At 61.7% G+C, this 24792-nt stretch carries 22 protein-coding genes; 9 read left to right on the top strand and 13 right to left on the bottom strand.

Annotated features, from left to right (window positions below; genetic code table 11):
• Window positions 1-5 precede the first annotated feature (5 nt).
• Both GWL_RS10430 and GWL_RS10435 read left to right on the top strand, forming a co-directional pair.
• Entirely contained in the window at window positions 6-1226 is a 1221-nt protein-coding gene (locus tag GWL_RS10430) for an HlyD family efflux transporter periplasmic adaptor subunit (protein ID WP_008329618.1), read from the top strand.
• Between the two features lie 50 nt (window positions 1227-1276).
• A complete protein-coding gene (locus GWL_RS10435) occupies window positions 1277-2845 on the top strand; it encodes a DHA2 family efflux MFS transporter permease subunit (protein ID WP_008329620.1) in 1569 nt (522 codons plus the stop codon).
• A gap of 17 nt (window positions 2846-2862) precedes the next feature.
• Here GWL_RS10435 and GWL_RS10440 read toward each other — a convergent pair whose 3' ends face one another.
• Window positions 2863-3780 carry a LysR family transcriptional regulator gene (locus GWL_RS10440; protein ID WP_008329622.1) on the bottom strand — a complete coding sequence of 306 codons (918 nt, stop codon included), beginning with the start codon at window positions 3778-3780 and terminating at the stop codon, window positions 2863-2865.
• Window positions 3781-3892: 112 nt separating this feature from the next.
• Here GWL_RS10440 and GWL_RS10445 point away from each other — a divergent pair, with 112 nt between their 5' ends.
• The 5 genes from GWL_RS10445 (at window position 3893) to GWL_RS10465 (ending at window position 8228) form a co-directional block, all read left to right on the top strand.
• Window positions 3893-4882, top strand: a complete 990-nt coding sequence (locus tag GWL_RS10445) for an aldo/keto reductase (RefSeq protein ID WP_008329630.1) — start codon at window positions 3893-3895, stop codon at window positions 4880-4882.
• Between the two features lie 45 nt (window positions 4883-4927).
• Window positions 4928-5851, top strand: a complete 924-nt coding sequence (locus tag GWL_RS10450; protein ID WP_008329644.1) for a Gfo/Idh/MocA family protein — start codon at window positions 4928-4930, stop codon at window positions 5849-5851.
• A 298-nt stretch (window positions 5852-6149) separates the two neighbouring features.
• Entirely contained in the window at window positions 6150-6701 is a 552-nt protein-coding gene (locus GWL_RS10455) for a PAAR domain-containing protein (RefSeq protein ID WP_034350663.1), read from the top strand.
• On the top strand, window positions 6698-7717 hold the full coding sequence (locus GWL_RS10460) for a DUF6402 family protein (RefSeq protein ID WP_034350424.1): 1020 nt from the start codon (window positions 6698-6700) through the stop codon (window positions 7715-7717). The genes GWL_RS10455 and GWL_RS10460 overlap by 4 nt, the downstream gene beginning before the upstream one ends.
• Complete coding sequence (locus GWL_RS10465) at window positions 7707-8228, top strand: hypothetical protein (RefSeq protein ID WP_157174222.1); 522 nt, start codon at window positions 7707-7709, stop codon at window positions 8226-8228. The genes GWL_RS10460 and GWL_RS10465 overlap by 11 nt, the downstream gene beginning before the upstream one ends.
• Window positions 8229-8308: 80 nt before the next feature.
• Here GWL_RS10465 and GWL_RS10470 read toward each other — a convergent pair whose 3' ends face one another.
• From GWL_RS10470 to GWL_RS23370, 4 genes are all read right to left on the bottom strand, one after another.
• The gene (locus tag GWL_RS10470) at window positions 8309-8863 is read right to left on the bottom strand and encodes a hypothetical protein (RefSeq protein WP_157174223.1); all 555 of its coding nucleotides are present in this window, start codon (window positions 8861-8863) and stop codon (window positions 8309-8311) included.
• Window positions 8864-9100: 237 nt separating this feature from the next.
• Complete coding sequence (fghA, locus tag GWL_RS10475; protein ID WP_008329647.1) at window positions 9101-9952, bottom strand: S-formylglutathione hydrolase; 852 nt, start codon at window positions 9950-9952, stop codon at window positions 9101-9103.
• A gap of 10 nt (window positions 9953-9962) precedes the next feature.
• Window positions 9963-11069, bottom strand: a complete 1107-nt coding sequence (locus GWL_RS10480; RefSeq protein WP_008329648.1) for an S-(hydroxymethyl)glutathione dehydrogenase/class III alcohol dehydrogenase — start codon at window positions 11067-11069, stop codon at window positions 9963-9965.
• Between the two features lie 73 nt (window positions 11070-11142).
• Window positions 11143-11385: a hypothetical protein gene (locus GWL_RS23370; protein ID WP_157174224.1), complete on the bottom strand. Its 243-nt coding sequence runs from the start codon at window positions 11383-11385 to the stop codon at window positions 11143-11145.
• Window positions 11386-11707: 322 nt separating this feature from the next.
• On the opposite strand from GWL_RS23370, the gene GWL_RS10485 reads away from it, so the two are divergent.
• Window positions 11708-14911 (top strand): EAL domain-containing protein, encoded by a 3204-nt coding sequence (locus GWL_RS10485; protein ID WP_008329650.1) that lies wholly within the window; start codon window positions 11708-11710, stop codon window positions 14909-14911.
• A 27-nt stretch (window positions 14912-14938) separates the two neighbouring features.
• Here GWL_RS10485 and GWL_RS10490 read toward each other — a convergent pair whose 3' ends face one another.
• The gene (locus GWL_RS10490) at window positions 14939-16210 is read right to left on the bottom strand and encodes an MFS transporter (RefSeq protein ID WP_008329652.1); all 1272 of its coding nucleotides are present in this window, start codon (window positions 16208-16210) and stop codon (window positions 14939-14941) included.
• A 198-nt stretch (window positions 16211-16408) separates the two neighbouring features.
• Here GWL_RS10490 and GWL_RS10495 point away from each other — a divergent pair, with 198 nt between their 5' ends.
• Window positions 16409-17458: an NADP(H)-dependent aldo-keto reductase gene (locus GWL_RS10495; RefSeq protein WP_008329656.1), complete on the top strand. Its 1050-nt coding sequence runs from the start codon at window positions 16409-16411 to the stop codon at window positions 17456-17458.
• An 85-nt stretch (window positions 17459-17543) separates the two neighbouring features.
• On the opposite strand, the gene GWL_RS10500 is transcribed toward GWL_RS10495, so the two are convergent.
• The 7 genes from GWL_RS10500 to GWL_RS10530 all read right to left on the bottom strand — a co-directional run bounded on the left by GWL_RS10500 (window position 17544) and on the right by GWL_RS10530 (window position 24351).
• A complete protein-coding gene (locus GWL_RS10500; protein WP_008329659.1) occupies window positions 17544-18551 on the bottom strand; it encodes a bile acid:sodium symporter family protein in 1008 nt (335 codons plus the stop codon).
• A 126-nt stretch (window positions 18552-18677) separates the two neighbouring features.
• Window positions 18678-19013: a zinc ribbon domain-containing protein YjdM gene (locus GWL_RS10505; RefSeq protein ID WP_008329661.1), complete on the bottom strand. Its 336-nt coding sequence runs from the start codon at window positions 19011-19013 to the stop codon at window positions 18678-18680.
• Window positions 19014-19176: 163 nt separating this feature from the next.
• Window positions 19177-20514, bottom strand: coding sequence for a 4Fe-4S binding protein (locus tag GWL_RS10510; RefSeq protein ID WP_008329665.1), 1338 nt, complete (start codon window positions 20512-20514; stop codon window positions 19177-19179).
• Between the two features lie 56 nt (window positions 20515-20570).
• Window positions 20571-21449 (bottom strand): FTR1 family protein, encoded by an 879-nt coding sequence (locus tag GWL_RS10515; protein WP_008329667.1) that lies wholly within the window; start codon window positions 21447-21449, stop codon window positions 20571-20573.
• Window positions 21450-21505: 56 nt separating this feature from the next.
• Window positions 21506-21856, bottom strand: a complete 351-nt coding sequence (locus tag GWL_RS10520) for a cupredoxin domain-containing protein (RefSeq protein WP_008329669.1) — start codon at window positions 21854-21856, stop codon at window positions 21506-21508.
• A 104-nt stretch (window positions 21857-21960) separates the two neighbouring features.
• The gene (locus GWL_RS10525) at window positions 21961-22506 is read right to left on the bottom strand and encodes an iron transporter (RefSeq protein WP_008329671.1); all 546 of its coding nucleotides are present in this window, start codon (window positions 22504-22506) and stop codon (window positions 21961-21963) included.
• A gap of 213 nt (window positions 22507-22719) precedes the next feature.
• Window positions 22720-24351: a methyl-accepting chemotaxis protein gene (locus tag GWL_RS10530; RefSeq protein WP_050978107.1), complete on the bottom strand. Its 1632-nt coding sequence runs from the start codon at window positions 24349-24351 to the stop codon at window positions 22720-22722.
• Between the last annotated feature and the right edge of the window lie 441 nt (window positions 24352-24792).

A 24792-nucleotide genomic window follows, 5' to 3' on the forward strand; every position in this document is an offset into this window, starting at 1 on the left:
CCTCCATGAGTGACAGCACCACCCAACAAAACCCGCAAGCCAACGGCAATGGCAATGGCAAACGCAAGCGCCAGCTCATCCTGCTGACGCTGGCCTTGCTGCTCATTGCCGCTGCCTGCTTCCTGTACTGGTTCCTGCATGCGCGGTTTTATGAAGAGACCGATGACGCCTATGTCGGCGGCAACGTTGTCCAGATCTCCGCCCAGGTCGGCGGTACCGTCGTAGCCGTGAAGGCCGACGACACGCAGGTGGTCAAGGCCGGTCAGCAACTGGTGGCACTGGATGCGGCCGATACCAGGCTGGCGCTGGACCAGGCCGAGGCCGCACTGGCCCAGGCGGTGCGCCAGACGCGCCAGCTGTTCCTGAACAATGACACCCTGGCCGCCAACGTGGCCGCTGCCGACAGCAACCTGGCCCGTGCCCGCGAGGACCTGCAGCGCCGCCAGGCCGGCCTGTCCTCCGGTGCGGTCTCGCAGGAAGACGTCTCGCACGCCCGCGATGCCGTCAAGAGCGCCGTGGCCGCGCTGGACCAGGCGCGTGCCGCTGCTGCGGCCAACCGTGCCCTGACCGATCACACCAGCGTGACCGAGCACCCCAACGTGCTGCAGGCTGCCACCGCCGTGCGCAATGCCTACCTGAACTACGCCCGTGTCAACATCGTGGCGCCGGTCTCGGGCTACGTCTCCAAGCGCTCGGTGCAGGTCGGCCAGCGTATCGCCGCCGGCAACCCGCTCATGGCCATCGTACCGCTGGAGCAGATCTGGATCGACGCCAACTTCAAGGAAGGCCAGTTGCAGCACATCCGCATCGGCCAGCCGGTGGAAGTGATCGCCGATGTCTACGGTTCCGGCGTCAAGTACAAGGGCACCGTGATCGGTTTCTCGGCCGGGACCGGTGGTGCCTTCTCGCTGTTGCCGGCGCAGAACGCCACCGGCAACTGGATCAAGGTGGTGCAGCGCGTACCGGTGCGCATTGCGCTGGACCCGGAACAGGTGCGCGCGCATCCGCTGCGCATCGGCCTGTCCACGACCGCCACGGTAGACATCCATGGCGATGGCCGCGCGCTGGAAGCGGTGCCGACCGATTACCAGACCAAGGTCTATGACGATCTGGGCAAACAGGCCGATGCCATCGTCGAGCGCATCATCAGCGACAACGCCGGCGCACTGGCGCAGGCGCGCAAGGGCAAGGCCGCCGCCGCAGCGGTGGCGGTGCCGCACACCTGAGGCGATGCCGCTGTCCTCATCAGACCTCCACCGGACAATGATCAAGCCTTATGGCCACTACTCCCCCCAAACCCTACACGCCGCCGCCACCGCTGAGCGGCGCCAACCTGGTGCTGGGCACCCTGTCGGTGTCGCTGGCGGTGTTCATGAACGTGCTGGATTCCTCCATTGCCAACGTCGCCATCCCGACCATCTCGGGCAACCTGGGTGTGTCGATCGATGAAGGCACCTGGGTCATCACCTCGTTTGCCGCCGCCAATGCCATCTCGATTCCGCTGACCGGATGGCTCACGCAGCGCCTGGGCGCAGTGCGCCTGTTCGTGACTTCGGTGCTGCTGTTCGTGCTGGCCTCCTGGTTGTGCGGACTGGCGCCCACCCTTCCCATCCTGCTGGCCGCACGCGTGCTGCAGGGTCTGGTGGCCGGCCCCATGGTGCCGCTGTCGCAATCGCTGCTGCTGGGGGCCTACCCCAAATCGAAATCCTCCTTTGCGCTGGCACTGTGGGGCATGACGGCCGTGGTGGCGCCCGTGGCCGGGCCGGCACTGGGCGGCTGGATTACCGACAGCTACACCTGGCCGTGGATCTTCTACATCAACATCCCCGTGGGTCTGATCGCGGCCGGCATCACGCTGGCGATCTACCGCTCGCGCGAGACGCCGACCCACCACCTGCCCATCGACAAGATCGGCCTGGCACTGCTGGTGACCTGGGTCGCGGCCTTCCAGATCATGCTCGACAAGGGCAAGGACCTGGACTGGTTTGCCTCGCCCACCATCGTCACGCTGGGCATCATCGCGCTGGTCGCCTTTGCCTACTTCGTGGTGTGGGAGCTCAACAATGACCACCCGGTGGTGGACCTGCGTCTGTTTGGACGGCGCAACTTCGCCGGCGGCACCATCGCCATTTCCATCGGCTATGGCGTGTTCTTCGGCAACCTGGTGATCCTGCCGCAATGGCTGCAGCAATATCTGGGCTATCGCTCCATCGATTCGGGTCTGTCGACCGCTCCCATCGGTATCTTCGCGGTGATCCTGATGCCGCTGATCGGGCGCTTCCTGCCGCTGGTGGATGCCCGCAAGGTGGCCACGGCGTCCTTCATCGGCTTTGCCATCGTGTTCTGGTTGCGCTCGCGCTACAACCTGCAGGTAGACCAGATGACGGTGATCCTGCCCACGCTGCTGCAGGGGATTCCGACGGCGATGTTCTTCGTCCCGCTGACGGTGCTGCTGCTGTCCGGCCTGCCGCCGGAGCGCATCCCGGCCGCCGCCGGGCTGTCGTCCTTCGTGCGGGTATTCTGCGGTGCGGTCGGCACCTCGATCTCGACCACGGCCTGGAACAACCGCAGCATCATGCACCACGCCCAGTTGACCGAACATGCGACACCCTACAGTCCCTGGCTGCAGGAAAGCCTCAACAACCTCAGCAGCACCCTGGGGCTCAACGCCGAGCAGAGCGTGGGCATGCTGGAGCGGACCATCACCTTCCAGGCGGCCATGCTGGGCATCAATGACATCTTCTATGTCTCGGCCGTGATCTTCATCGTCATCATCCCGCTGATCTGGATCATCAAGCCATCCAAGGGCGGTGCCGGTGCCGCCGAAGCCTCGGCGGCGCACTGACGCGGCACCTGTGGCGGCTACCGCAGTCGTGACAGGCCGTTCTGCAACCGGATGATGTCGATCAGCTTGCGCAAGGCCGGATGCGCATGGCGCCGGCTGCTGTAGTACATGTGGAAAGGCTCGCTGGGGGCCGCCCATTCTTCCAGGATGGCTTCCAGCGAACCTTCGTCGATTTCCTTGCTGATCCTTCCCTCCAACAGATAGGCGATACCGACCCCGGCCTTGGCCGCCGCGATGGTGGCGGCGGTATTGTTGATCGTCACCAGGCCCGGCACGCGGATGCGCTGCCGATACCTTCCCTTGCCAAATTCCCACTGATAGCTGGAGTTGTCCCCCAGCAGCAATTGCAGGCAGGTGTGTTGCTGCAGATCCTCCAGCGTCAGGGGCCGTCCGTGCCGATCCAGATACGCGGGCGAAGCCGCTGCCACCCAGCGATGCGCGCGGGTGAGCGGCGCAGTCACCATGCCTTCCGGCACGTAATGGCCATAGCGAATCCCGGCGTCATAGCCTTCGCTGACGATGTCGATGGGCTTGTCATCAACCACGATGGTGAGCTTGACCCGGGGGCATTGCCGCACGAACTCGGGAATGGCCGGTTCGATCAGCAGATGGGCCGCGTCCGCAAAGACGTTGATGCGCAACTCCCCCAGGCTGCCTTCTGCCGAGCTTTCCAGATGACCCAGCGCCCGGGCGATCTGTTCAAAGCCCTCCTCCAGTCGGGCGGCCAGTTCGCTACCCGCCGCCGTGGGCGAGATCGCACGACTGGAGCGGTACAGCAACTGTGTGCAGAGCCGTTCCTCCAGCCGCTTCATGGCATGGCTGGTGGCCGAGGGGGTCAGCCCGAGCTGAATGGCGGCCGCCTTGAAACTGCCGGTCCGCAGGATGGTCACGAACACCCGCAGGTCGGAAAATTCGATATGGTCGAGGAGAGACATGGATGAATTGAAATCACTTCAGGAATGAATCTGGCTCATCTTAAACCAAGCGCCCTCGCGCGTGGTGCGCGGTATAAATACGGTTTTCAACATACTCGCAAGGAGTACGCACATGAAATCAAGACGCTTTGGCCGCACCGGCGCAGAAGTCTCGGAAATCGGATTTGGTGCCTGGGCCATCGGTGGCTCCTGGGGCGATGTCTCGGCACAGGATGCCAAGGCCGCACTGCACGCGGCACTGGATGCAGGCGTGACATTCATCGATACAGCCGACGTCTATGGCGATGGCCGCTCCGAGCAGCTCATCGCGCAGGTATTGAAGGAACGCGGCGGCGCACGTCCGTTCGTGGCCACCAAGGCCGGTCGCCGCCTCTCGCCGCATGTGGCCAGCGGCTACAACAACAAGGACAATCTCACCGCCTTCGTCGACCGTTCGCTCAAGAACCTGGAGGTGGATTGCCTGGACCTGGTGCAACTGCACTGCCCGCCCACCGAGGTGTATTACCAGCAGGAAGTGTTCGCCCATATGGATGAGCTGGTAGCGGCCGGCAAGATCGCTCATTACGGCGTCTCGGTGGAGAAGGTGGAAGAAGCCCTCAAGGCCATCGAATATCCGAACGTGAAATCGGTGCAGATCATCTTCAACATCTTCCGCCAGCGCCCCATCGGCCTGTTCCTGCAGGAAGCACAGCGCCGCGACATCGCCGTGATCGCCCGGGTGCCGCTGGCCTCGGGCCTGCTGACCGGCAAGATGAATGCGCAGACCACCTTTGCTGCCGACGACCATCGGCAGTTCAACCGGCACGGCGAAGCCTTCGATGTCGGCGAGACCTTCTCGGGCGTGCCGTATGACGTCGCGCTGGCCGCCGTGGAGAAGATCCGTGCGTTGCTGCCGCCGGGTGTTCCCATGGCGCAATTCGCGCTGCGCTGGATCCTGATGGAAAGCGGCATCAGCACCGTCATCCCCGGTGCGCGCAACGTCGCGCAGGCGCAGTCCAACAGTGCTGCCAGCGACTTGCCGCCGCTGACCGACGAGGTGATGCAGGCATTGCGCGAACTCTATCTGCACGACATTGCACCGCATGTCCATCAACGCTGGTAATCTGTGGCCCCTCCCCTCATGTCACCAATAACAAGCAAGGACACCATGACACCCATCCAGCTCGCCATCGCCGGCGTCGGCAAGATCGTTTATGACCAGCATGCTCCGGCCATTGCCGGCAATGCTGATTTCAAGCTGGTCGCCACGGCCAGTCGCAACCACGGCATCGAGGGCGTGACGGCCTACAAGAGCATGGCCGAGATGCTGGCCTCGGGCACGGCCATCGACGCCATCTCCCTGTGCATGCCGCCGCAGTACCGCTATGAAGCCGCACGCGAAGCGCTGGGGGCAGGCAAGCACGTCTTCCTGGAAAAGCCGCCCGGCGCCACGCTCTCCGAAGTCGAGTCGCTGAAGCACCTGGCGGCGGAAAAAGGCGTGACCCTGTTCGCCAGCTGGCACTCGCGCCATGCGCCGGCGGTGCAGGTGGTCAAGCGTCATTTGCAGGAACATGCGCCGCGCCAGGTCAAGGTGATCTGGCGTGAAGACGTGCGCCACTGGCATCCGGACCAGGAATGGATCTGGCAACCGGGCGGCCTGGGCGTGTTCGATCCGGGCATCAATGCCTTGTCGATCGTCACCGAGATCCTGCCGCAGGCGATGTTCCTGAAGCAGGCCACGCTGGAAGTGCCGTCCAACCGCCAGACCCCGATTGCCGCGCGCCTGGCCTTTACGGATGCGCTGGGCACGGATGTGCAGGCCGACTTCGACTGGCGCCAGACGGGTGAGCAGACTTGGGATATCGTCATCGAGACCGACAGCACCCGGGTCCACCTGAAAAAGGGCGGACATGAACTTTGGATCAACGATAAGCCGTGCGAGCTGCCGGTGGAGGGGGAGTATCCCTCGCTGTATGCACATTTCTGCAAATTGATCCGTAGCGGATCGTCCGATGTGGATGTGGCGCCACTGCGGCATGTGGCCGATGCGTTCATGCTGGGGGAGCATGTCGTGACAGACGCGTTCGTCTGATCATGCACTGACGGCTTGCCTGTATCGTTCTGACGGGACCGGTCCGATTGGGCCGGTTTTTTCATATGTAACGTCGTCTTCGAATACACGCAATTCGATATTGGAAAAATCCTGATGAGCAGCTGTAGCAAGCAAATGCGCCCCAAAGATCGACTTCTTACTATGGAGCACAGCGTACATCTCGCGTAACTTTCCCCATTTTCATCCACGGGAGAGCTGCCGTGCATCCTCTGATCTCAAGCAAGAATGACTCCTCGCCCCCTTTAAAGTCCGCCAGCATGATGATGTGGGAGGCATCGTGAATATCCTGGGATGGGTCCGGCAGGGCGATGTGGCAGCCTGCGGAGCAAGCGTGATTGAAGGTGTTCAGACGTGCTCCAGTCACGGCCGCGCTTATACGTACCAAGGAGCAAGCATCGCATGCAGCAAGCGCTGCGTCATCGCCGAAGGTCTCCCAACTAACGTACTGCCGAATGGTCGACCACGGGTTCTCCATGGAATGCGAAGCAGCCAAGGTTGCCCACTCATTTCAACCCTGAACGGCACAGACGGCATTTCGTCCGAATCCACCATCTTTCCTGCGTTTGTGCCGGACGGAGAGGGTGGATGGCGTGGCATTGACCCTCCTGACGCGTCTCACGAGAAAGAATTCGACGAGTATTTCATTGTCCTGGAACAAGAGACGGGAAACCCTGCGCGTCGACGGTTCTATCGAATAACGCTTGATACAGGGCAGATAATCGAGGGATATACCGACGATCAAGGAAGAACAAAATACGCACAGGCAGACAAGCGGCAAGCCCTGAAGTTGGAACTGGGGCCTCAGCGTGAAATTGAGGTCCGGAAATGACGACTATTGAAACAGGCAAACTCGAGCTTGTTGGCAAGTCGCGAACCAGCCCCACAGAAATGAAGCAGGGAAAAGTTTGTTATGCAGATGTTTTCAAGCTTACCGATCTTCCCGACATCATGGAGAAAGCCGCGTGGAAACGCGGCGCCATACTGATGCGCAAATGGCTCTCGTCGAACGCCTACGCGATGTCTGACGAAGAAAAGCGTGGTTTGACTGACGCCCGGCTTTATCCAGCCGGTCTGACTGACTGCTCCACGCTCACGATGGAATGGCTGCTCTCCTTTCCTCGCGCAAAAAAAGAGTATGACCTGATTTTCGGAAAGAAAGCTTGGGTTCGCTCTACCCCTCCCTTGTACGAGAGCGAGCCGGCTCGCAGAGAACTCGTCAAGAAATTGGTGAAAAGTGGAAAGTTCTCAAATCGGCCAGAAGTCTTCGGTGACTTTAAAGACGCCGTCCCGGCAATCAATGAACTTTCGCAATTCCAAATCAAGAAAGTCGGCGAAAGAGATTTCAAAGTGCAATCATATGGCGCAGCCGCGATGAATGAGCTCTTTTTCAGCGATCCGGATCTCGACGATCTCTGGGTGGCATGCGCAGATTTCCTGTTCAAGATTGCCGGCGAGGGCGTCGTTATTCCTGGCGACGCTGCCTCCCCTCAGGAACAACAGAGCTATCGCCTCCCTGCGAAATGGTATGAGGTCGTGGTCAATAACATCGGTGTATTCGCTAGGGACACCTATGACTTCAACGGGGCTCAATATCTCGGGCATTGGAGAAAGACCAAGCAACCCTTTGTTCGGCTGTATGCTCTGGGCGAATCACGAGGAACTTGTCCGGATGACTATCTGATCGTAAAAAATCAGAAATTCACAGCGCACAGGGAGGAGACTGGCAAAGGAGGCGACCTGATGGTCTTCAGCGATATCAGGACCACCAAACTCAGGACGCCCTATCGATTCAGGCTGACGTCAAAAGACATCCAGTCAATACTCCTTCAAAGCCATGCCACATAAACGTTCCGGAACACTGTTTGCAGGCATGATGATAGTGCTCGTGGCGAGCTATCTCCTTTTACGCAAAGTCCCCCAACTGATCCGCCCCGCCATCGAACCGCAGACCATTCTGGTCAATCCGGGGGGCAAGTGCGCCCTGATCGAATACGCATTCCGGGGCGGCGAAAGGTGGTCTTGGCTGGATCCTTACGCCCTGTTCACGCTCTCCGACGGCGATGCGTTTTACACCGTCGTTGACCTGCGCTCCAAGAAAGTCGTGAGAGACAGTACCTGGCCCATCATTCCCATTACCGCATATTCCCAGGGGGCGGTTGGAATGGGGCGCTCCGTATTCTTCTGGAGTGCCGATGGGAGAAGCGCAGCTTTTCCCGGCGGCGAAGGCCCAGCTCATATTTGGGAGAACATCCACGAGTGTACGGGCGAAAAATCGACATCACCTTATTCCAATCTAGAATGCTCATTGGATAAGCAATCACCCCAATGCAGCGCTGTCAGAAACATGATTGAGTGAATTTTCAGCCTCACGATCAGGCTAGTTTTTTCTTTCCTATTTTCTGATTAGGATGAGGCACTCAGCTGACAGCTTGCGGATCAATCCACCAGCCCATCAAAAAAGTACAAGGTACCGTGCCGCCAGGTCTCCAGCAGGTAGCCAAACCTGGCCTTCTGAAAGCTGCCGCTGCGGCCGATGCCTTCGAACTGATCGCTGACGCAGAGATACTGCTTGCCCTTCTCCCGGATCAGAGACCACTCTGCCAGCGCAACCTGAATGGCGGGGCGCTCCCTTGATCTTGTCTGCGGCAGCTTGACTGCCCGCCTCAGCGGGTAGAGCCTGCCGCGATACAGCAACGCATCGCCGCGCCGCGATTGGGCGCTCCCGATCTCCATGCCCCCATACAAGAAATATTCAGCCTGGTAACCAGACCGGTAATCGTCCTGAAGATAGAGAGCCCCGCCTTCAATCGCAGTTCGCGATACCCCATTGCGGGCCGTGCCGGAGAGACAGCTTTTGACGACATCCTCTGGCGGGGCGGCAAGCGCCGTCAACGAAACCATCCACAACACGAGTGAAAGCTGCCTCATTGACTTGCCCTTCCTTTGATGTCGCCACAAGGAATCCGGCTTGTCAGGCAAATGACGGAGCACATCGGCCCTCCTTTGAAAATCGATAAATTAAAGGAGTAGCGACGCAAGACCTATCGTTGCATGACGATTTCCGTACCTCCGGATGAAGGTTCGGATCCGCGTCGACAATGAATCACTGCAAGCGTGCGTCGATTCAAAAGTGAACAGTGCCCCTCGGCAGAGCATGTGAAAAGAAAAAGGTAAAAAATAAGGGCTGACGATGTTGATCGTCAGCCCTTCATTTCAGCTCAAGCGAGTTCAAGCCATCAAATTCGCATGATGGAAGCGCAAATGATCTTCCACAAAACTCTCGATGAAGTAATACCCGTGGTCATACCCCGCATGCCGGCGCAAGGTCAGCGGCTGTGAGGCTTCCTTGCAGGCCGCTTCGAAACGTTCCGGCTGCAGCTGCTCGGTCAGGAATTTGTCGGCCAGCCCCTGGTCGATCAGGATGCCCTGCGGGAACGGCGCATAGAGCTTGCCCATCAGTTCGCTGGCATCATGCTCCTTCCAGCTTTCCTGATCCGGGCCCAGATAATTGCCGAAAGCCTTCTGGCCCCAAGGGCAGTGGATCGGCGCGGCAATCGGAGCAAAGGCCGACACCGAGCGGTATAGCTCGCGATGGCGCAAGGCCAGCGTGAGCGCTCCATGCCCCCCCATGGAGTGACCGAAAATGCCCGTGCGCTGCCCGTCAGCCGGGAAGTTCTCCAGCACGGCGCGGCGCAAGTCCTCCACCACATAGCTCTCCATGCGGTAATGCCCGGACCACGGCGCCTGCGTGGCATCGAGGTAGAAACCGGCACCGACGCCAAAGTCCCAGCTGTCGCTTTCGCCGGCAATGCCGGCACCACGCGGGCTGGTGTCGCAAGTCACCAGGATCAGGCCCAGTTGCGCCGCCACGCGTTGCGCACCGGCCTTGATCATGAAGGTTTCTTCGGTACAGGTCAGCCCCGCCAGATAGAACAGCACCGGCAGCTTGCCTCCGCCCTGCCCGCCCTGGGACGGGACGAATACCGAAAAACGCATATCCAGGCCGATGGCCGGCGAAGCATGGCGATAGAAGCCCTGTACGCCGCCAAAACAGCCGTGCTCGGAGAGAGTCTCCAGCATCGCGCCCTCCTCAGAACTCGACCACGGAGCGGATCGACTCGCCGCTCTTCATCAGGTCAAAACCTTCATTGATGCGCTCCAGCGGCAATTTGTGCGTGATCAGGTCATCAATGTTGAGCTTGCCTTCCATGTACCAGTCGACAATCTTGGGCACGTCGGTGCGGCCACGCGCGCCACCGAAGGCCGAGCCCTTCCAGACGCGGCCGGTCACCAGCTGGAACGGACGAGTGGAAATCTCCTGGCCGGCTGCGGCCACGCCGATGATGATGGACTGGCCCCAGCCCTTGTGGCAGCACTCCAGCGACTGGCGCATGGTGGTGGTGTTGCCGATGCACTCGAAACTGTAGTCGGCGCCGCCATCGGTCATGCCGATGATGGCATCGACCACGTTGGGCACGTCCTTGGGATTGATGAAGTCGGTCATGCCAAACTTGCGCGCCATGGCTTCACGTGCCGGGTTCAGGTCCACGCCGATGATCTTGTTGGCGCCCACCATCTTGGCCGCCTGGATGACGTTCAAGCCAATGCCGCCCAAACCGAACACCACCACGTTGGCCCCCGCTTCCACCTTGGCGGTAAACAGTACCGCGCCCACGCCGGTGGTCACGCCACAGCCGATGTAGCAGACCTTGTCAAAGGGCGCATCCGAACGGATCTTGGCCAGCGCGATTTCAGGCACGACGATGTAGTTCGAGAAGGTCGAGGTACCCATGTAGTGGAACAGCGGCTTGCCGTCCAGCGAGAAGCGGCTGGTGGCATCGGGCATCAGGCCACGGCCCTGGGTGGCGCGGATGGCCTGGCACAGGTTGGTCTTCTGCGACAGGCAGAACTTGCACTCGCGGCATTCCGGCGTGTACAGGGGAATGACGTGATCATCCTTCTTGAGCGACTTCACGCCCGGACCGATGTCGACCACCACGCCCGCTCCTTCATGGCCGAGAATGGCCGGGAAGATACCCTCCGGATCAGCGCCCGAGAGCGTGTAATAGTCGGTATGGCAGATGCCGGTGGCCTTGATCTCGACCAGAACCTCGCCAGCCTTGGGGCCGCCGAGCTCGACTTCCTCGATGGTCAAGGGCTTGCCTGCCTGCCATGCTACCGCTGCTCTTGTCTTCATAGGGATGGGTCCTTTGCGTGATGATTGATGTAAGACGTCCCCGACCGGCAATGCCGCGTTTGGTCAGGGATATTCAGTAAAACTGTGATGCCTGTGAAACTTCTGGCTGGGCAGTATTATCGCATTGCAAACGGAAAACCATGCGCCGGGCTTTACATCCTTCATGTTGATGCCATAACTGGTGAAAATTTCCATTTGACATGAAAATCACGCTGTCGCGTTGCAGCGAGGTTGCGGGCAGGATGACAAAGGCTTGGGCTTGCGGTAAGGTTGCTACAGAACAAACGATGAGGGTGGTCAGGATATCGCCATCCATCAGCGCACAACAAGTACACGAAGCAAGGACAAGCGCCAACAAAGCGCAGCAGGACACGAGATGGCATACTGACATCTCGCGTATCACGAAGTGGGGGCATCCACGTAATTCTGGCGTAAGCGCGTTCATACCGGGTGAACGGCTGCGGCTTGCTGCATTGACATGCGCTGTGCGTCACGGCCCTGTCAGTGCCGGCCATTGCGCTGGCGCGAACGCGCCAATTGCGTGCGAGGGCTGTCGACACGGTCGTCCGGCATCTTTCCGGGCCAAGGGATGTGCAGCGATGCGCTGCCTAACGACAGGTAATGTGATAGTTGGTCACATGGGAAAACAGAACAAATCGCCAGGGCGCCCAGGCACCACCCTGAAGACCTTGCTGCTGTTCGTGGGCTTCGTCGGGTCATTCATTGTCGTGCAGACCTGGTGGGAGATCCGCCAGGACCGCCAGCTGACCATCGACGCCGAGCGCGCCAGCTCGATGGCGGCCGTGCGCAGCGTGCAGGAACAGGCCGAACGTGTCTTCAGCGAGCTCGACCAGTTGCTCTGGTCCGGTGCCAGGCAGGTCCAGGCCGCCGGCCCCGATCTGCTGGACAACGACCCGGCCCTGTATCGCCTGCTGGCTGACTTGCAGCAGCGCCTGCCCACCGTGATGGTGCTGCGCTACATCGACCGCAACGGCAACACGCGCGCCAGCTCCCTGCGAGCCCTCGATACCACCAGCATCCCGGAGGATCACAAGCTCACCCATGTGGATGGCAACCCGACCCGGCCCGCTCTGTTCGTCGGCCAGCTCATGCGCAGCCGCTACAACCGCGAGCTGGTGCTGCCGGTGGCCATGAATCTCTACGATCGCAGTTCACGACCGATCGGGTTACTGGTGGCGGAACTGAAGGCATCGACCTTCTTCGACTTCTACAAGCGCATCACCAATTTCGAGGCCATCGTCTCGCTGCGCACGGAGAGCGGCTCGATGATGCTGCGCTCGCCCTTCGAAGAACGCTGGCTCAGCGTCAGCCTGGCCGATGCCAGGAGCATGGCGCGCATCCGCGCCGGGGCCGAGGAAGGCGCGTTCGAGGAGATTTCGTATCTGACCGGCGAACCGCTGCTGTTTACCTACAAGCGGCTGGACAAATGGTCGCTGGTGGCAGTCTATGCGCGCCGCATGGAAGACGTGCTGGCGCCCTGGCGCAGCCGTACCGAAAATCGCATCCTGCTGACGACTGGCATCCTGGGTTTCATCCTCATCGCGTTGATTGCCTTCCTGGTGTATTTCCGCTATCAGCGCCGCCTGGATCACGCGCTGTCCTCCAGCGAATACCGCTACCGCAAGCTCTACGAGGAAGGCAGTGATCCCATCGTGCTGATTTCGTCCGAGCTGCGCTATCTGGACTGCAATGCGGCGGCGCTGCGCTTTTTCGGGGTACCGGACAAGGAACGCATCATCGGCCGCAAGGTCGGCCTGTTCTCGCGCCAGAAGGCGCGCCAGGCGGACCAGCCGGATATCGACGAACTGGTCGGCCGGGTACTGGCCGGCCAGCCGCAGCAGTTCGAGTGGGTGACGGTCCGCCGCAACAAGATCATCCATACCGACGTCACTCTCAATCGCGCGCAATTCGAGCGCGGCTATGCGATCTTCGCCATCCTGCGCGACATCAGCGCCCGCAAACGCGCCGAGCTGCTGCAGAGCGAACAGAACCGTGTCCTGCACATGGTGATGGCCGATGACGACCTCGATGGCATCCTGCACGAGATCGTCGGCTTTGCCGATGCCCAGATTCCTTACGGTGCCAGTTGCGTCATGCTGGTCAATGAACAGGCCTCGCACTTCACCTCGGTGCTCAGCCGCCGCTACCCGCCGCGTCTGCTGCGTGCCCTGCAGGGTATGCCGATCCGTCATGGCTGCGGGGTCGGCGCCGAGGCGGCCCTGCGGCGCGGTCCCTGCATCGTCACCGATATCGCACGCGATCCGGTGACCGAACATCTGCGGGTGCTCATCGATGTGGAAGTCTACCCGTCCTGCGGTGCCTGGCCCATCATCGGCAAGGAAGGCCAGTTGCTGGGCGTGTTCGCCGCCCTGCTCAAGGAAAACCAGGCCCCCAGCAACGAATACCTGCAACTGGCCAACATCGCCGCCGACCTCGCCAGCGTGGCCATCGAGAGTCGTCGCGCCGACGAACGCATCCGCCACCTGGCGCACTACGATGAGCTCACCGGCCTTCCCAACCGCTTCCTGTGCACCCAGCACGTCTCCAACGCCATCACCCACGCCGAGCACCGCAACGGCATGGTGGCGGTGCTGCTGATGGACCTGGACCGCTTCAAGAACATCAACGACACCTTCGGCCACGAGGCCGGCGAGGCGGTGCTGCAGGAAATCGCCCAGCGCTTTCGCAACGCGCTGCGCGAACTGGATATCCTGGCGCGCGTGGGCGGGGATGAATTCATCGTGCTGGTGGATGACTTCGACGATCCGCTGCAACTGGGCGAGATCGCCCAGAAGCTGCTGACCGAGGCGCGCAAGCCTTTCATCATCGATGGGCAGGAAGCCATGCTCTCGGCCAGCATCGGCATCGCCACCTATCCCGGCGATGGCGACAATGCGCAGACCCTGATCAAGAACGCCGATATCGCCATGTACCGCGCCAAGCACCATGGCAAGGATGACTATCGCTTCTTCTCCGACGAGGTCAACACCAATACGGTCGAGCGCATCGCGCTGGAGGCCGAGCTGCGCCGCGCCATCGAGCGCGCCGAGTTCGTGGTGCACTACCAGCCCAAGATCAACCTGGCCAGCGGCGGCATTGTCGGCGCCGAGGCACTGGTGCGCTGGCAGCATCCGGTGCGTGGCCTGCTGCCACCAGGCGAATTCATACCGCTGGCCGAAGAAACCCGGCTGATCGACCAGATCGGCCTGGTGGTGCTGGACGTGGCCTGCCACGACATCGGCCTGATGCTGGAACGCGACCTGGTGTGCGGACGCATCTCCATCAACCTCACCGGCAGCCAGTTCGGCGATGAACACCTGCTGGAAGACATCAAGACCGTGGTCCAGCGCCACGGAACACCGCCGGCCTGCCTGGAGTTCGAGATCACCGAGAGCATGGTGATGCACAACCGCGATCGTGCCATTGCCATCATGGATGGCATCCGTGCAGAAGGCTTCACCATTTCGATCGATGACTTCGGTACCGGATATTCATCGCTGGCCTATCTGAAGCGCTTCCCGGTCAATACGCTGAAGATCGACAAATCCTTCATCAACGACATTCCCGACGATGCCAACAGCAGCGCCATCGTACAGGCCATCATCGCCATGAGCCATGCGCTGAACCTGAAGGTGGTGACCGAAGGCGTGGAGACCGAGAAGCAGTTGCAGGCCCTGCGCGAATTTGGCTCGGATGAATACCAGGGCTATTACTTCAGCAAGCCGGTGCCCTATACGCAGTTCCTGCAGATGCTGCTGGCGCAGCAGCAGGCCGCACGCCAGGCCAGCCAGATGCTGATGACCGAGGGCGATCCGCCCTGAGCGCCGCCGCTGGCCTGCCGCCGGAGTTCAGGACTGACGCGCCGCCAGCCGGTCGACCTGGTAGAGCGACGGGAACAGGCGGATCCACAGCAGCACGATCAAGAGCGTGCCAAAGCCGCCGATGAGCACCGCAGGCACTGCACCGAACCAGGCTGCAGTGAGGCCCGATTCGAATTCTCCAAGCTGGTTGGAAGTACCGATGAACACCGAATTGACGGCCGAGACCCGACCGCGCATGGCGTCGGGCGTCTCCAGCTGAACGAAGGAGGAGCGCACCACCACGCTGATCATGTCGGCCGCACCCAGCACCGCCAGCGCGGCCAGCGAGAGCGGGAAGGAACGCGACAGGCCGAAGACGATGGTGGCCAGTCCGAACACGGCCACGGCCATGAACATGGTGCGCCCTACCCGGCCACCCAGCGGAAAGCGCGCCAGCAGCAGCGCCACGATCAGAGCCCCGGCAGCCGGTGCCGAGCGCAACAGACCCAGGCCGACCGCACCGGTGTGCAGGATGTCGTTGGCGTAGACCGGCAGCAAGGCAGTGGCGCCACCGAGCAGCACGGCGAACATGTCCAGGGAGATGGCACCGAAGATGGCGGGCTTGCTGCGGATGAAGGCCAGGCCTGCGAACACCGACGACAAGCTGGCACCAGTGGGCTTGGACGGTGCTGCCTGGGATGCCGTCACCTGGGCCGGACGCCGGATCAGCGACAACAGTACGCTGCAGGCGATGAACAGCGCGCAGCTGCTGGCATACACCACGGCCGGCCCGGCCACGTAGAGAAAGCCCCCCAATGCCGGGCCGATGATGATGGCGAACTGGGTCGCCGAGGCCGAGCCCGCCACGGCGCCCGGCAAGGCCTTGGGCGACATCAGGCTGGGCAGCAGGGCCGACATGGTCGGCTTGGAAAAGGCCCGGCCCGCGCCAATGACGGCCACGATCGCGAACATCATCTCGCGGCTGAGCCAGCCTTGCAGGCTGCCCACTGCCAGCGTGGCGGCAGCGGCCGCTTCCACCAGCGAACTGACGCGCGCGACGTTGCGGCGATCAAAGCGGTCTGCCACATGGCCCACCACGAAGACCAGGATCAACGAAGGAATGAACTGCACCAGGCCCACGATGCCCAGATCGAAGGCGCTGTGGGTGAGCTGGTAGACCTGCCAGCCGACCGCGACGATCTGCATTTGCAAGGCGATGGTGGAGGCCACGCTGGCGCACCAGAAAAGTTTGAAGGGCATGTGATGACGCAGCGGCTCGGCGGCATCATCGGGGGTCGCGCTGGGGGAAGTGGATGACATGTCTCGTGAATGGGAAGGCGGTGTTCTGGCGTGATGGAGTCCGGGACTGCAAGCAGCAACCGGGCTGGCGCAAGCGGTCTTGGCGCCGCTGCGGCCCTGCCCTGCAAGCCAGGGCGGGCGCCGCTATACTACCCGATCCCGCGCCAGCCGGCAGGACGCGCTCCGCGCGCCTGCCTGCGCATCACAAGGAGAATCCCCATGCAGTATCGCCAACTCGGCCGCACCGACCTCAAGGTCAGCCTCATCACCCTCGGTACCATGACCTGGGGCGAGCAGAACACCGAAGCCGACGCCCATTCGCAGCTGGACTATGCCGTCGAACGCGGCATCAACCTCATCGACGTCGCCGAAATGTATCCGGTCCCGCCCAAGGCCGAAACGCAAGGTCTGACCGAGCGCTATCTGGGGACCTGGCTGAAGAAATCCGGCAAGCGCGACCAGTTGCTGATCGCTACCAAGTGCACCGGCCCGGCCCGCAAGGCGCACAACCCGCGCCACATCCGCGGCGGCATCAACGACCTCGACCGCAAGGGCCTGACCGACGCTCTGCATGGCAGTCTGGAGCGCCTGCAACTGGATCACGTGGACCTGTACCAGCTGCACTGGCCGGACCGCAGCGTCAACAGCTTCGGCCAGCTCGGCTACGAGCACGTGGAGGATGAAACCACGGTGCCCATCGAGGAAACCCTGACGGCGCTCTCCGAATTCGTGAAGGCCGGCAAGATCCGCACCATTGGCTTGTCCAACGAGACCGCCTGGGGAGTCGCGCAATTCCTGCGCGCGGCCGAGCAGCATGGACTGGAGCGCATCGTCACCATCCAGAACCCGTACAACCTGCTCAACCGCAGTTTCGAAGTGAACCTGGCTGAATTCGCGCACCGCGAACAGGTCGGCCTGCTGGCCTATTCGCCCCTGGCCTTCGGCATGTTGAGCGGCAAGTACCTGGATGGCGCGCGTCCGGCCGGCGGCCGTCTGACGCTGTTCGAACGCTTCGTGCGCTATACCAATCCGCAGGCCGAACGGGCCACCGCAGAATACGTCGCGCTGGCGCGTCAGCATGGACTGGACCCGGCGCAGATGGCGCTGGCCTACGTCAACAGCCGCCGCTTCCTGACCTCCAACATCATCGGCGCGACCACGCTGGAGCAACTGCGCAGCAACATCGACAGTGCCCAGGTACAGCTGAGCGAGGAGGTGCTGGCCGCGATCGAGGCCATCCATCGCAGGCAGCCCAATCCGGCGCCCTGAACCGAAACCGAGCGACCCTACAGGCAAAAAAAGACCGGCTGCGTGCCGGTCTTTTTTGTGGGCGGAGAGGTCGTCCCGGGGACGATCAGTCGCCGCCGCTTTCGGTCGCTACCGCTGCCCTCACCTGTTCCTCGCGCGCACCGTAACGCGCGGCCATGACGGCGCACACCATCAGCTGGATCTGGTGGAACAGCATCACCGGCAAGAGCACCATGCCGATGGCGCCGCTGGAAAACAGCACCTTGGCCATGGGCACGCCCGAAGCCAGGCTTTTCTTGGAACCGCAGAAGACGATGGTGATCTCGTCTTCCTTGTTGAAGCCCAGGCGGCGGCTGCCGAAGGTGGTCAGTGCCATGATGATGGCCAGCAGCACGGCATTGATGACCAAGAGCGCCACCAGCATCGTCGCCGGCACCTGGTGCCACAGGCCCTGCACCACCGCCTCGCTGAAGGCCACGTAGACCACCAGCAGAATGGAACTCTGGTCGACGAACTTGAGCCAGGACTTGTTGCGCTCGACCCAGCGACCGATGAAGGGGCGCGCGATCTGGCCGGCCACGAAGGGCAGCAGCAACTGATAAACGATTTTCAGGATGGAACCGAGCGAGGAATGCCCGCTGCCATCATGCGCCACCACCAGCACCCCCACCAGCAGGGGCGTGAAGAAGATGCCCAGCAGATTGGACGCGGAGGCCGCGCAGATCGCCGCCGGCACATTGCCGCGCGCCACCGAGGTAAAGGCGATCGAAGACTGCACGGTCGAGGGCAGCACGCACAGGAACAGCAGCCCCAGGTACAGATCGGGGGTGATGAATTGCAGCAGCACCGGTTTCAAGGCCAGGCCAATCAGAGGGAACAGCGCAAAGGTACACAGCAGTACCGTCACATGCAGCTTCCAGTGCGTAAAGCCGGCCACCACCGCTTCGCGCGAGAGCTTGGCACCGTGCATGAAGAACAGCAGACCGATCATGAAGGTCGTCAGACCATCGAAGGCCTCGGCCACCTGGCCGGTACAGGGAAGAAAAGATGCAGTCAGCACGACGGCCAGCAGCATCAGGGTCATGTTATCGGGCAGGAAGCGGGGACGGGCCATGGCAGTTTCGTTGTTGTCGTGATCGGGACGCCCGCATGCTTATGTATACATTGGCTGCGGACAAACCGCCATTCTACGTGAGAGCGGCCCTGGCTTGCAGGACCCGCGCCCGGGGCCGGCAAGCGATCAGGCCTTGCGCACGAATTCGGTCTTCAGGCCCATGGAGCCGAAACCGTCGATCTTGCAGTCGATGTCATGGTCGCCCTCGACCAGACGGATGTTCTTGACCTTGGTACCCATCTTGACCACACCGCCGCCGCCCTTCAGCTTCAGGTCCTTGATGACGGTGACGGTATCGCCATCCTGCAGCACGTTGCCGGAGGCATCGCGCCAGACCCGGGCCGCCTCGGCGGGCGCGGCTTGGGCGCTCCATTCGTGGGCGCACTCGGGGCAGACGAACTGACCACCATCCTCATAGGTGAATTCGGATTGGCATTGGGGACAGGCGGGCAAGGTGCTCATATGAAAACTCCGGCAATTGGCTTGAAAAGGCAGCGATTGTACTGCTTCGGCAGCCAACTTCACATAGCCGGCAAGACCCGAGATCAAACAAGACGCAAATAAAAACGGCAGGCTTGCGGGCAAACCTGCCGTTTTCCTTCATACGATGCGTGTGACGTCTGTCTTACCAGCCCCAGAACATCAGCCACCAGGCGGTATTGACCAGCGCCAGGCCACCGATCAAGGGCAGCATGGTCAGCACCTGCTGCAGCCAGTGGGTCGCGTGACGCGCCACGACCTTCCAGCACAGCCACAGGCTCCACAGCGTCATGGCGCTCAGCAGCGCAGCGCGCACGTCATTGGCCCAGTAGACGGGCCAGTGCTCGGCGCGCAGCAGGCTGATGGTGGTGGCCGAGAGCCCAATGAAGACGCCGCAGCCCGCCAGGGGGATCAGGGCTTGCACCAGGTGGTTGAAGCGGCTCCATTCCCACTTGCCCAACAGGCGCGTAGCCAGGCCGAACATCAGGGCCACGCCGGTACCCAGCACCAGGCCGGTGGTGAGGATGTAGCCGACCACCATGGCACCGTCGAGCCAGGTGAAGACGTCGCTTTGCTGCGGATAATTGGTCAGCAGCCACCAGGGCGCCTGGGTACCGAAGGGCCACATGATGTCGCGATCGATGAGCCAGGTGGCAATGTCCTGCTTGATGGTGATGAACCAGGGACTGACCGTCCAGTGGAAGGCGCCGATGGCAATGCCCAGCAGACCGTAGAGGACCAGGGCGCTTTCCCACAGATTATTGTGGGTCTTGCCGAACTGCACCACTTCCACCGCCGGGGGACGGAAGCTCAGAGCGATTGCATCGCGATGGCCACTGCAGCGACCGCACATGTGACAGTCGGAAGCCCCCTTCATATTGCGCAAAGGCACCAGCGGTGCGCAGTTGATCGGAATGATCTTGTGTTCGGGATGATAGGAGGCGCGCCATGCGTCTTCGTTCACCTTGTAGTGAACCGGGGCCAGTTTGGCCAGCAGGCCGAAGACGCCATTGACCGGGCACAGGTACTTGCACCAGACGCGCTTGTCGCGGCCATACAGGTAACCGACGATCATGGCGCCGACGGTGGAGCCGCCCAGCACCAGCAGCACCGCCTTGGGATACTGGTAGACGCTGACCATCTGGCCGTAGACCGTGGTCAGGGCGAAGGCCACGAAGGGCCAGCCACCCCAGCGCATCCACCGGGGAATGGCGCGGCCGCGTCCATGACGGCTGGCAAACTCGGTGAGTGCGCCTTCCGGACAGAGCACACCGCACCATACGCGTCCCATCAGCACCATGCTCACCAGCACGAAGGGCCACCAGATGCCCCAGAAGGCGAACTGGGCGATCAGCGTCAGATTGGACCAGAGATGGGCGGTTTCGTCAGGCAGCGGGAGGAACACCGGAACCAGGATCAGCACCGCATACACGGCCACCACGATCCATTGCAGGCCTCGGATGAATGCGCCATGGCGGCGCATCCAGTCTCCGGTACGCGTGAGCAGAGTCGGCGATTGCGTACAGGTTGTCATCAGGTTCAGACGGCTTCCTGCCTCTTGCTTTTGAGCTGAGGCTGGGGTTTTCGATAGAGGGCGGAGCATACCACGACCCAATAAACGGTATAGACGATCACCGACAGCAGCGCCGGACGGGCGCGGTAACCGGTCAGGGTCGAGATCAGGCTGCCCAGGGTGGTGGAATCATCCAGCAGTGCCGAGGTATCCCAGAGCTGACCGGTCAGGGTCATGGTCCAGTTGGCCGAGGCCAGCATGTCCGAACTTTCCAGCAGGACGTCGAAGAGCTTTTCCACGCCGGTGACCAGCAAACCGGCCGCCAGCAGCAGCAGGATCACTTCCGTGACCTGGAAGAAACGACGCCAGGAGAAGATCTTGCCGCCCAGCTGCAACAGATAGAAGGTCAGGAAGGCCAGCCCGAAACCGATCGCGCCGGCCAGCACCAGCGAAGCCGTGCTGGCGTTCTGCTGCCCCAGGCCGATGCCGTACAGGAAGACCGCCGTTTCGCTGCCCTCGCGGGCGATGGCCAGCATCACCAGTACGAACACACCCCACCAGTTGCCACTTTCATAGCTGGACTGCATGGAGCTTTCCATGTCCTTCTTGAGGGTGCGTCCATGCTTGCGCATCCAGAACACCATCTGCACGATCAGCACGGCGGCAATGAGGACGATGGCGATCTGGAAGTAGGTCTGGGCGTCGCCCGAGAGCAGTTCCGAAAAGCCCAGCAGGGCTGCGCCCAGTGCTGCCGCCAGTACCACGCCGGCCACCACGCCGCCCCACAGATAGGGGATGCCGCGCCGCGCGCTGACATCGCCGTTCTTCAGCCAGGCATACAGAATGCCGACCACCAGAAGCGCCTCGACGCTTTCGCGCCAGACGATGAACATGACCTGTCCCATGAAACCCTTCCCTTCCTGAAAACCTGGACTTCCGTGTCGCTTGCGCGCATCCGGACTTACTTGGCGACGATCACGCCGTGCGGCATGTCGAGGTGGAAGTCATCGAAAAACTTGTATTCGCCCGCACGCAAAGGGGCGATCACCACGAAGGACTGCGCACCCGGCGCCAGCACCTTCTCCTTGCGCAGTTCGACACTTTCGAACTCGGCGGCGGACTTGCCGATGTTGTGCACTTCGATCTTGATGCGCTGCCCGGTCGGCACTTCGATGCGCGACGGGATCAGTTTGCCGTCCTGCATCTCCAGCTTGAAGGTCGGCAGGTCGGAAGCGCTGGCCTGGGCGGCGCCACCCAGCATGGACAGAGCGACCAGGCCCGGGCAGATCAGTCGGACGATTCTTGCGATCATGAAGACTCCGGAACTCTCAAAACGGTGAAGCCGGTCCGCCATCCTGGCCAGACCGGCATCGATTCACTGCAAAGGCAGGCGCTGGTTCAATGCCTGCCACCGGCTTAGTAGCCGCCCTTCTTGCCGATGCCGGCGAAGGTGAAGTCGTAGTTCAGCTCGAAGGTCTTGAACCACGGACCGACACCGGTTTCCTTGTCGACGTGACGACCGAAGTGGGCGTGCTCATTGGCTTGCGGCGAGGAGATGGTCAGCTTGAGCTTGTACTTGCCCGGACCTTCCAGCTTGACGTTGTCGCCATAGTGGGGACCGTCGTTGGCCACCATGGGCATCATGTCGCCCTTGAGTGACTTGGTGGAACCGACCTTGGTCAGCTCGTACTTCACGACCAGATAGGGCATCCAGTCACCTTCAGCGAACCCGTTGGGGTTCTTGGCCACGGCGCGGATGTCGGCTTCCAGGTGGATGTCGGAATCCTCGGCCTTGCGCATCATGCCGTCCGGTTCCATCTTCACCGGTTGCAGGTAGACGGCATTGACTTCAAAACCATTCTGGATCTGCGGCTTGCCAATGGGGTATTCGGCGGCCACGGCAGAACCTGCAAAGCACAGGCCAAGCGCTGCGGCGACAGCTAGTTTCTTCAAACCGATCATTGCGTATTCTCCTGGTGACAAATGATAATGATTAGCATTAAGTATATCACCCTTTGAGGCAGTGAGCGGGTCACCTTAGTGCAATCCTTCATAGCAATGCTGACCGAAGAGTAAAAATGCGCGAGCAATGAAAAACCGCCCGGCGGGCACCGGGCGGTTCATAGGGACTGCGAGCGGCATCAGATGGGGGTTGCCAGGCCGGCCCCGTGCCACTCAGATTTGTTCCAGCTGCGCCAGCGAGTGCGAGACCAGCGGCGCAGATGCAGGTGCTGCCGCCACGCTGCGCACGGGTACCGCCAGGCGCCCTTCCAGCTGGAAGACCGCCACCACGCTCTCCAGCCTCTCGGCCTGCGCCTGCAAAGCCTGGGCCGCTGCTGCGGCCTCTTCCACCAGCGCGGCATTTTGCTGGGTGCCCTGGTCCATCTGCGAAATGGCCTGATTGACCTGGCTGATACCGGCGCTCTGCTCCTCGCTGGCATCGGCGATGCTGCCGACGATCTGGGTCACGCGCTGCACGCTGTCGACGATGTCGCTCATGGTGGCGCCGGCCTGTTCCACCAGCTTGCTGCCGCTACCGACCTTGTCGACGGAATCGTCGATGAGCGCCTTGATTTCCTTGGCGGCAGCCGCCGAGCGCTGCGCCAGCGAACGCACCTCCGAGGCGACCACGGCAAAGCCACGCCCCTGCTCGCCGGCCCGCGCTGCTTCCACCGCTGCATTCAGCGCCAGGATATTGGTCTGGAAGGCGATGCCATCGATGACTGCGATGATGTCGACGATCTTGCGCGAGGAGTCATTGATAGAGTTCATGGTGTCGACCACCTGGCGCACCACGTCCCCGCCCTGCGCGGCGATCTGCGAGGCTGATTGCGCCAGCGCGTTGGCCTGGCGCGCGTTCTGGGTATTCTGCAGCACCACGGAAGTCAGTTGTTCCAGGCTGGAAGCGCTTTCCTCCAGCGCAGCGGCCTGCTGCTCGGTGCGGGCCGACAGATCGGCATTGCCCACAGCGATCTGACGCGCTGCCACCGTCACCGAATCGGTGGAACTGCGCGTGGTGCTTACCACCTCGACGATGCGCGCCAGCAGTTTGTTGAAGGCGGCGGCAGTACGACCGATTTCATCCATGCGCTCCACCGGCACCGGACGCGACAGGTCCAGGGTCTGGCTGACATGTTCGAAGGTCTGCTGGATCTTGCCCAGGCTGTGCGTCACGCTGCGCAGGGTGCGCATCCCCAGCAATCCCGTGAGCAGTACCGCCAGCACGATCACCCCGATCATCGCGCGCAGAGCGAAGGCGTATGCAGCGTCGCTCTCGTGCTTGATGGTGTCGATCATCTGGCGCCCCATCAGGATGTGGTCATCAAAGCCCTTCTTGGCGGCAGCCGCCGACAGGGCCAGCGGCGTGCCTGCCTGCAGCGTGGCGCGCACGCCCTCCATGTCATTGGCATAGGCGGCGGCGAAGAACGGTACCAGGGCTCGGCGGTAGGCTTCAATGTTGGCCTTGTCGGCCAGGATCAAGGCGCGGTCCTTGTCATCGAACACGAGATCGCGCTCGTAGTGGGCGAATTCCTCGTCCAGCGCCTTGTTGGCGGCATCGACCGCCTTCTGCAAGGCGGTCTTGTCGGGCAGATTGGCAAACACCGAGAGCCGATAGCCGGCCAGGCGCGAATCGGCCAGATAGCCCTTCAACAGATTGAGGCTGTCCATGCCGGGGATGATGCGATTCTGGATCAGTTCCAGTCGCTGCTGGGCACGCTGCAATTGCCAGAGCCCGTCGGCACCGACGAACAGCAGCGCCACCAGGGCTGTCGAGAGAGTGAGAATGAGGCGCTTGGTAATGGTCATGATGGAAAATTCACCCATGCAAAGGAGGCGCGCCACAGCACGCCGGTTCAACTACAAGACACGAAAAGAGGTGAAGAAAAAGACTCCCCCTGGCTGACTTGCCTGTCCGTCTTTGTTCGATTTTTTGTGCAATGCACCCAAGGCATTGCCGCTGCTTGTGCGAAGAGGTTCACGAATGAGCTTCGTTGCAACTCATGACACAGCTGTCAGGAATATAGCCGAGCAGGCCAGCAGGAATGCTGCAACGCGAGATTTTATTCGTTCATATCTGGCATTCAGAAATTGAATGATCCAGCAGGGTTGCCCCCGCGCGCGGCGAATGCCGGCCCGGGCGGGCAGTCAAGGCGTATCTGTAATTGTCACGTAAGCTCATTGCGATAACCCACGGCCTGAGGGAAACACCTGACATCGACGAGATTGAGGCGCTGCCTGGGGGTTGGC

This window comes from Herbaspirillum sp. GW103 (assembly GCF_000261365.1).
Classification (GTDB): Bacteria; Pseudomonadota; Gammaproteobacteria; order Burkholderiales; family Burkholderiaceae_D; genus Herbaspirillum.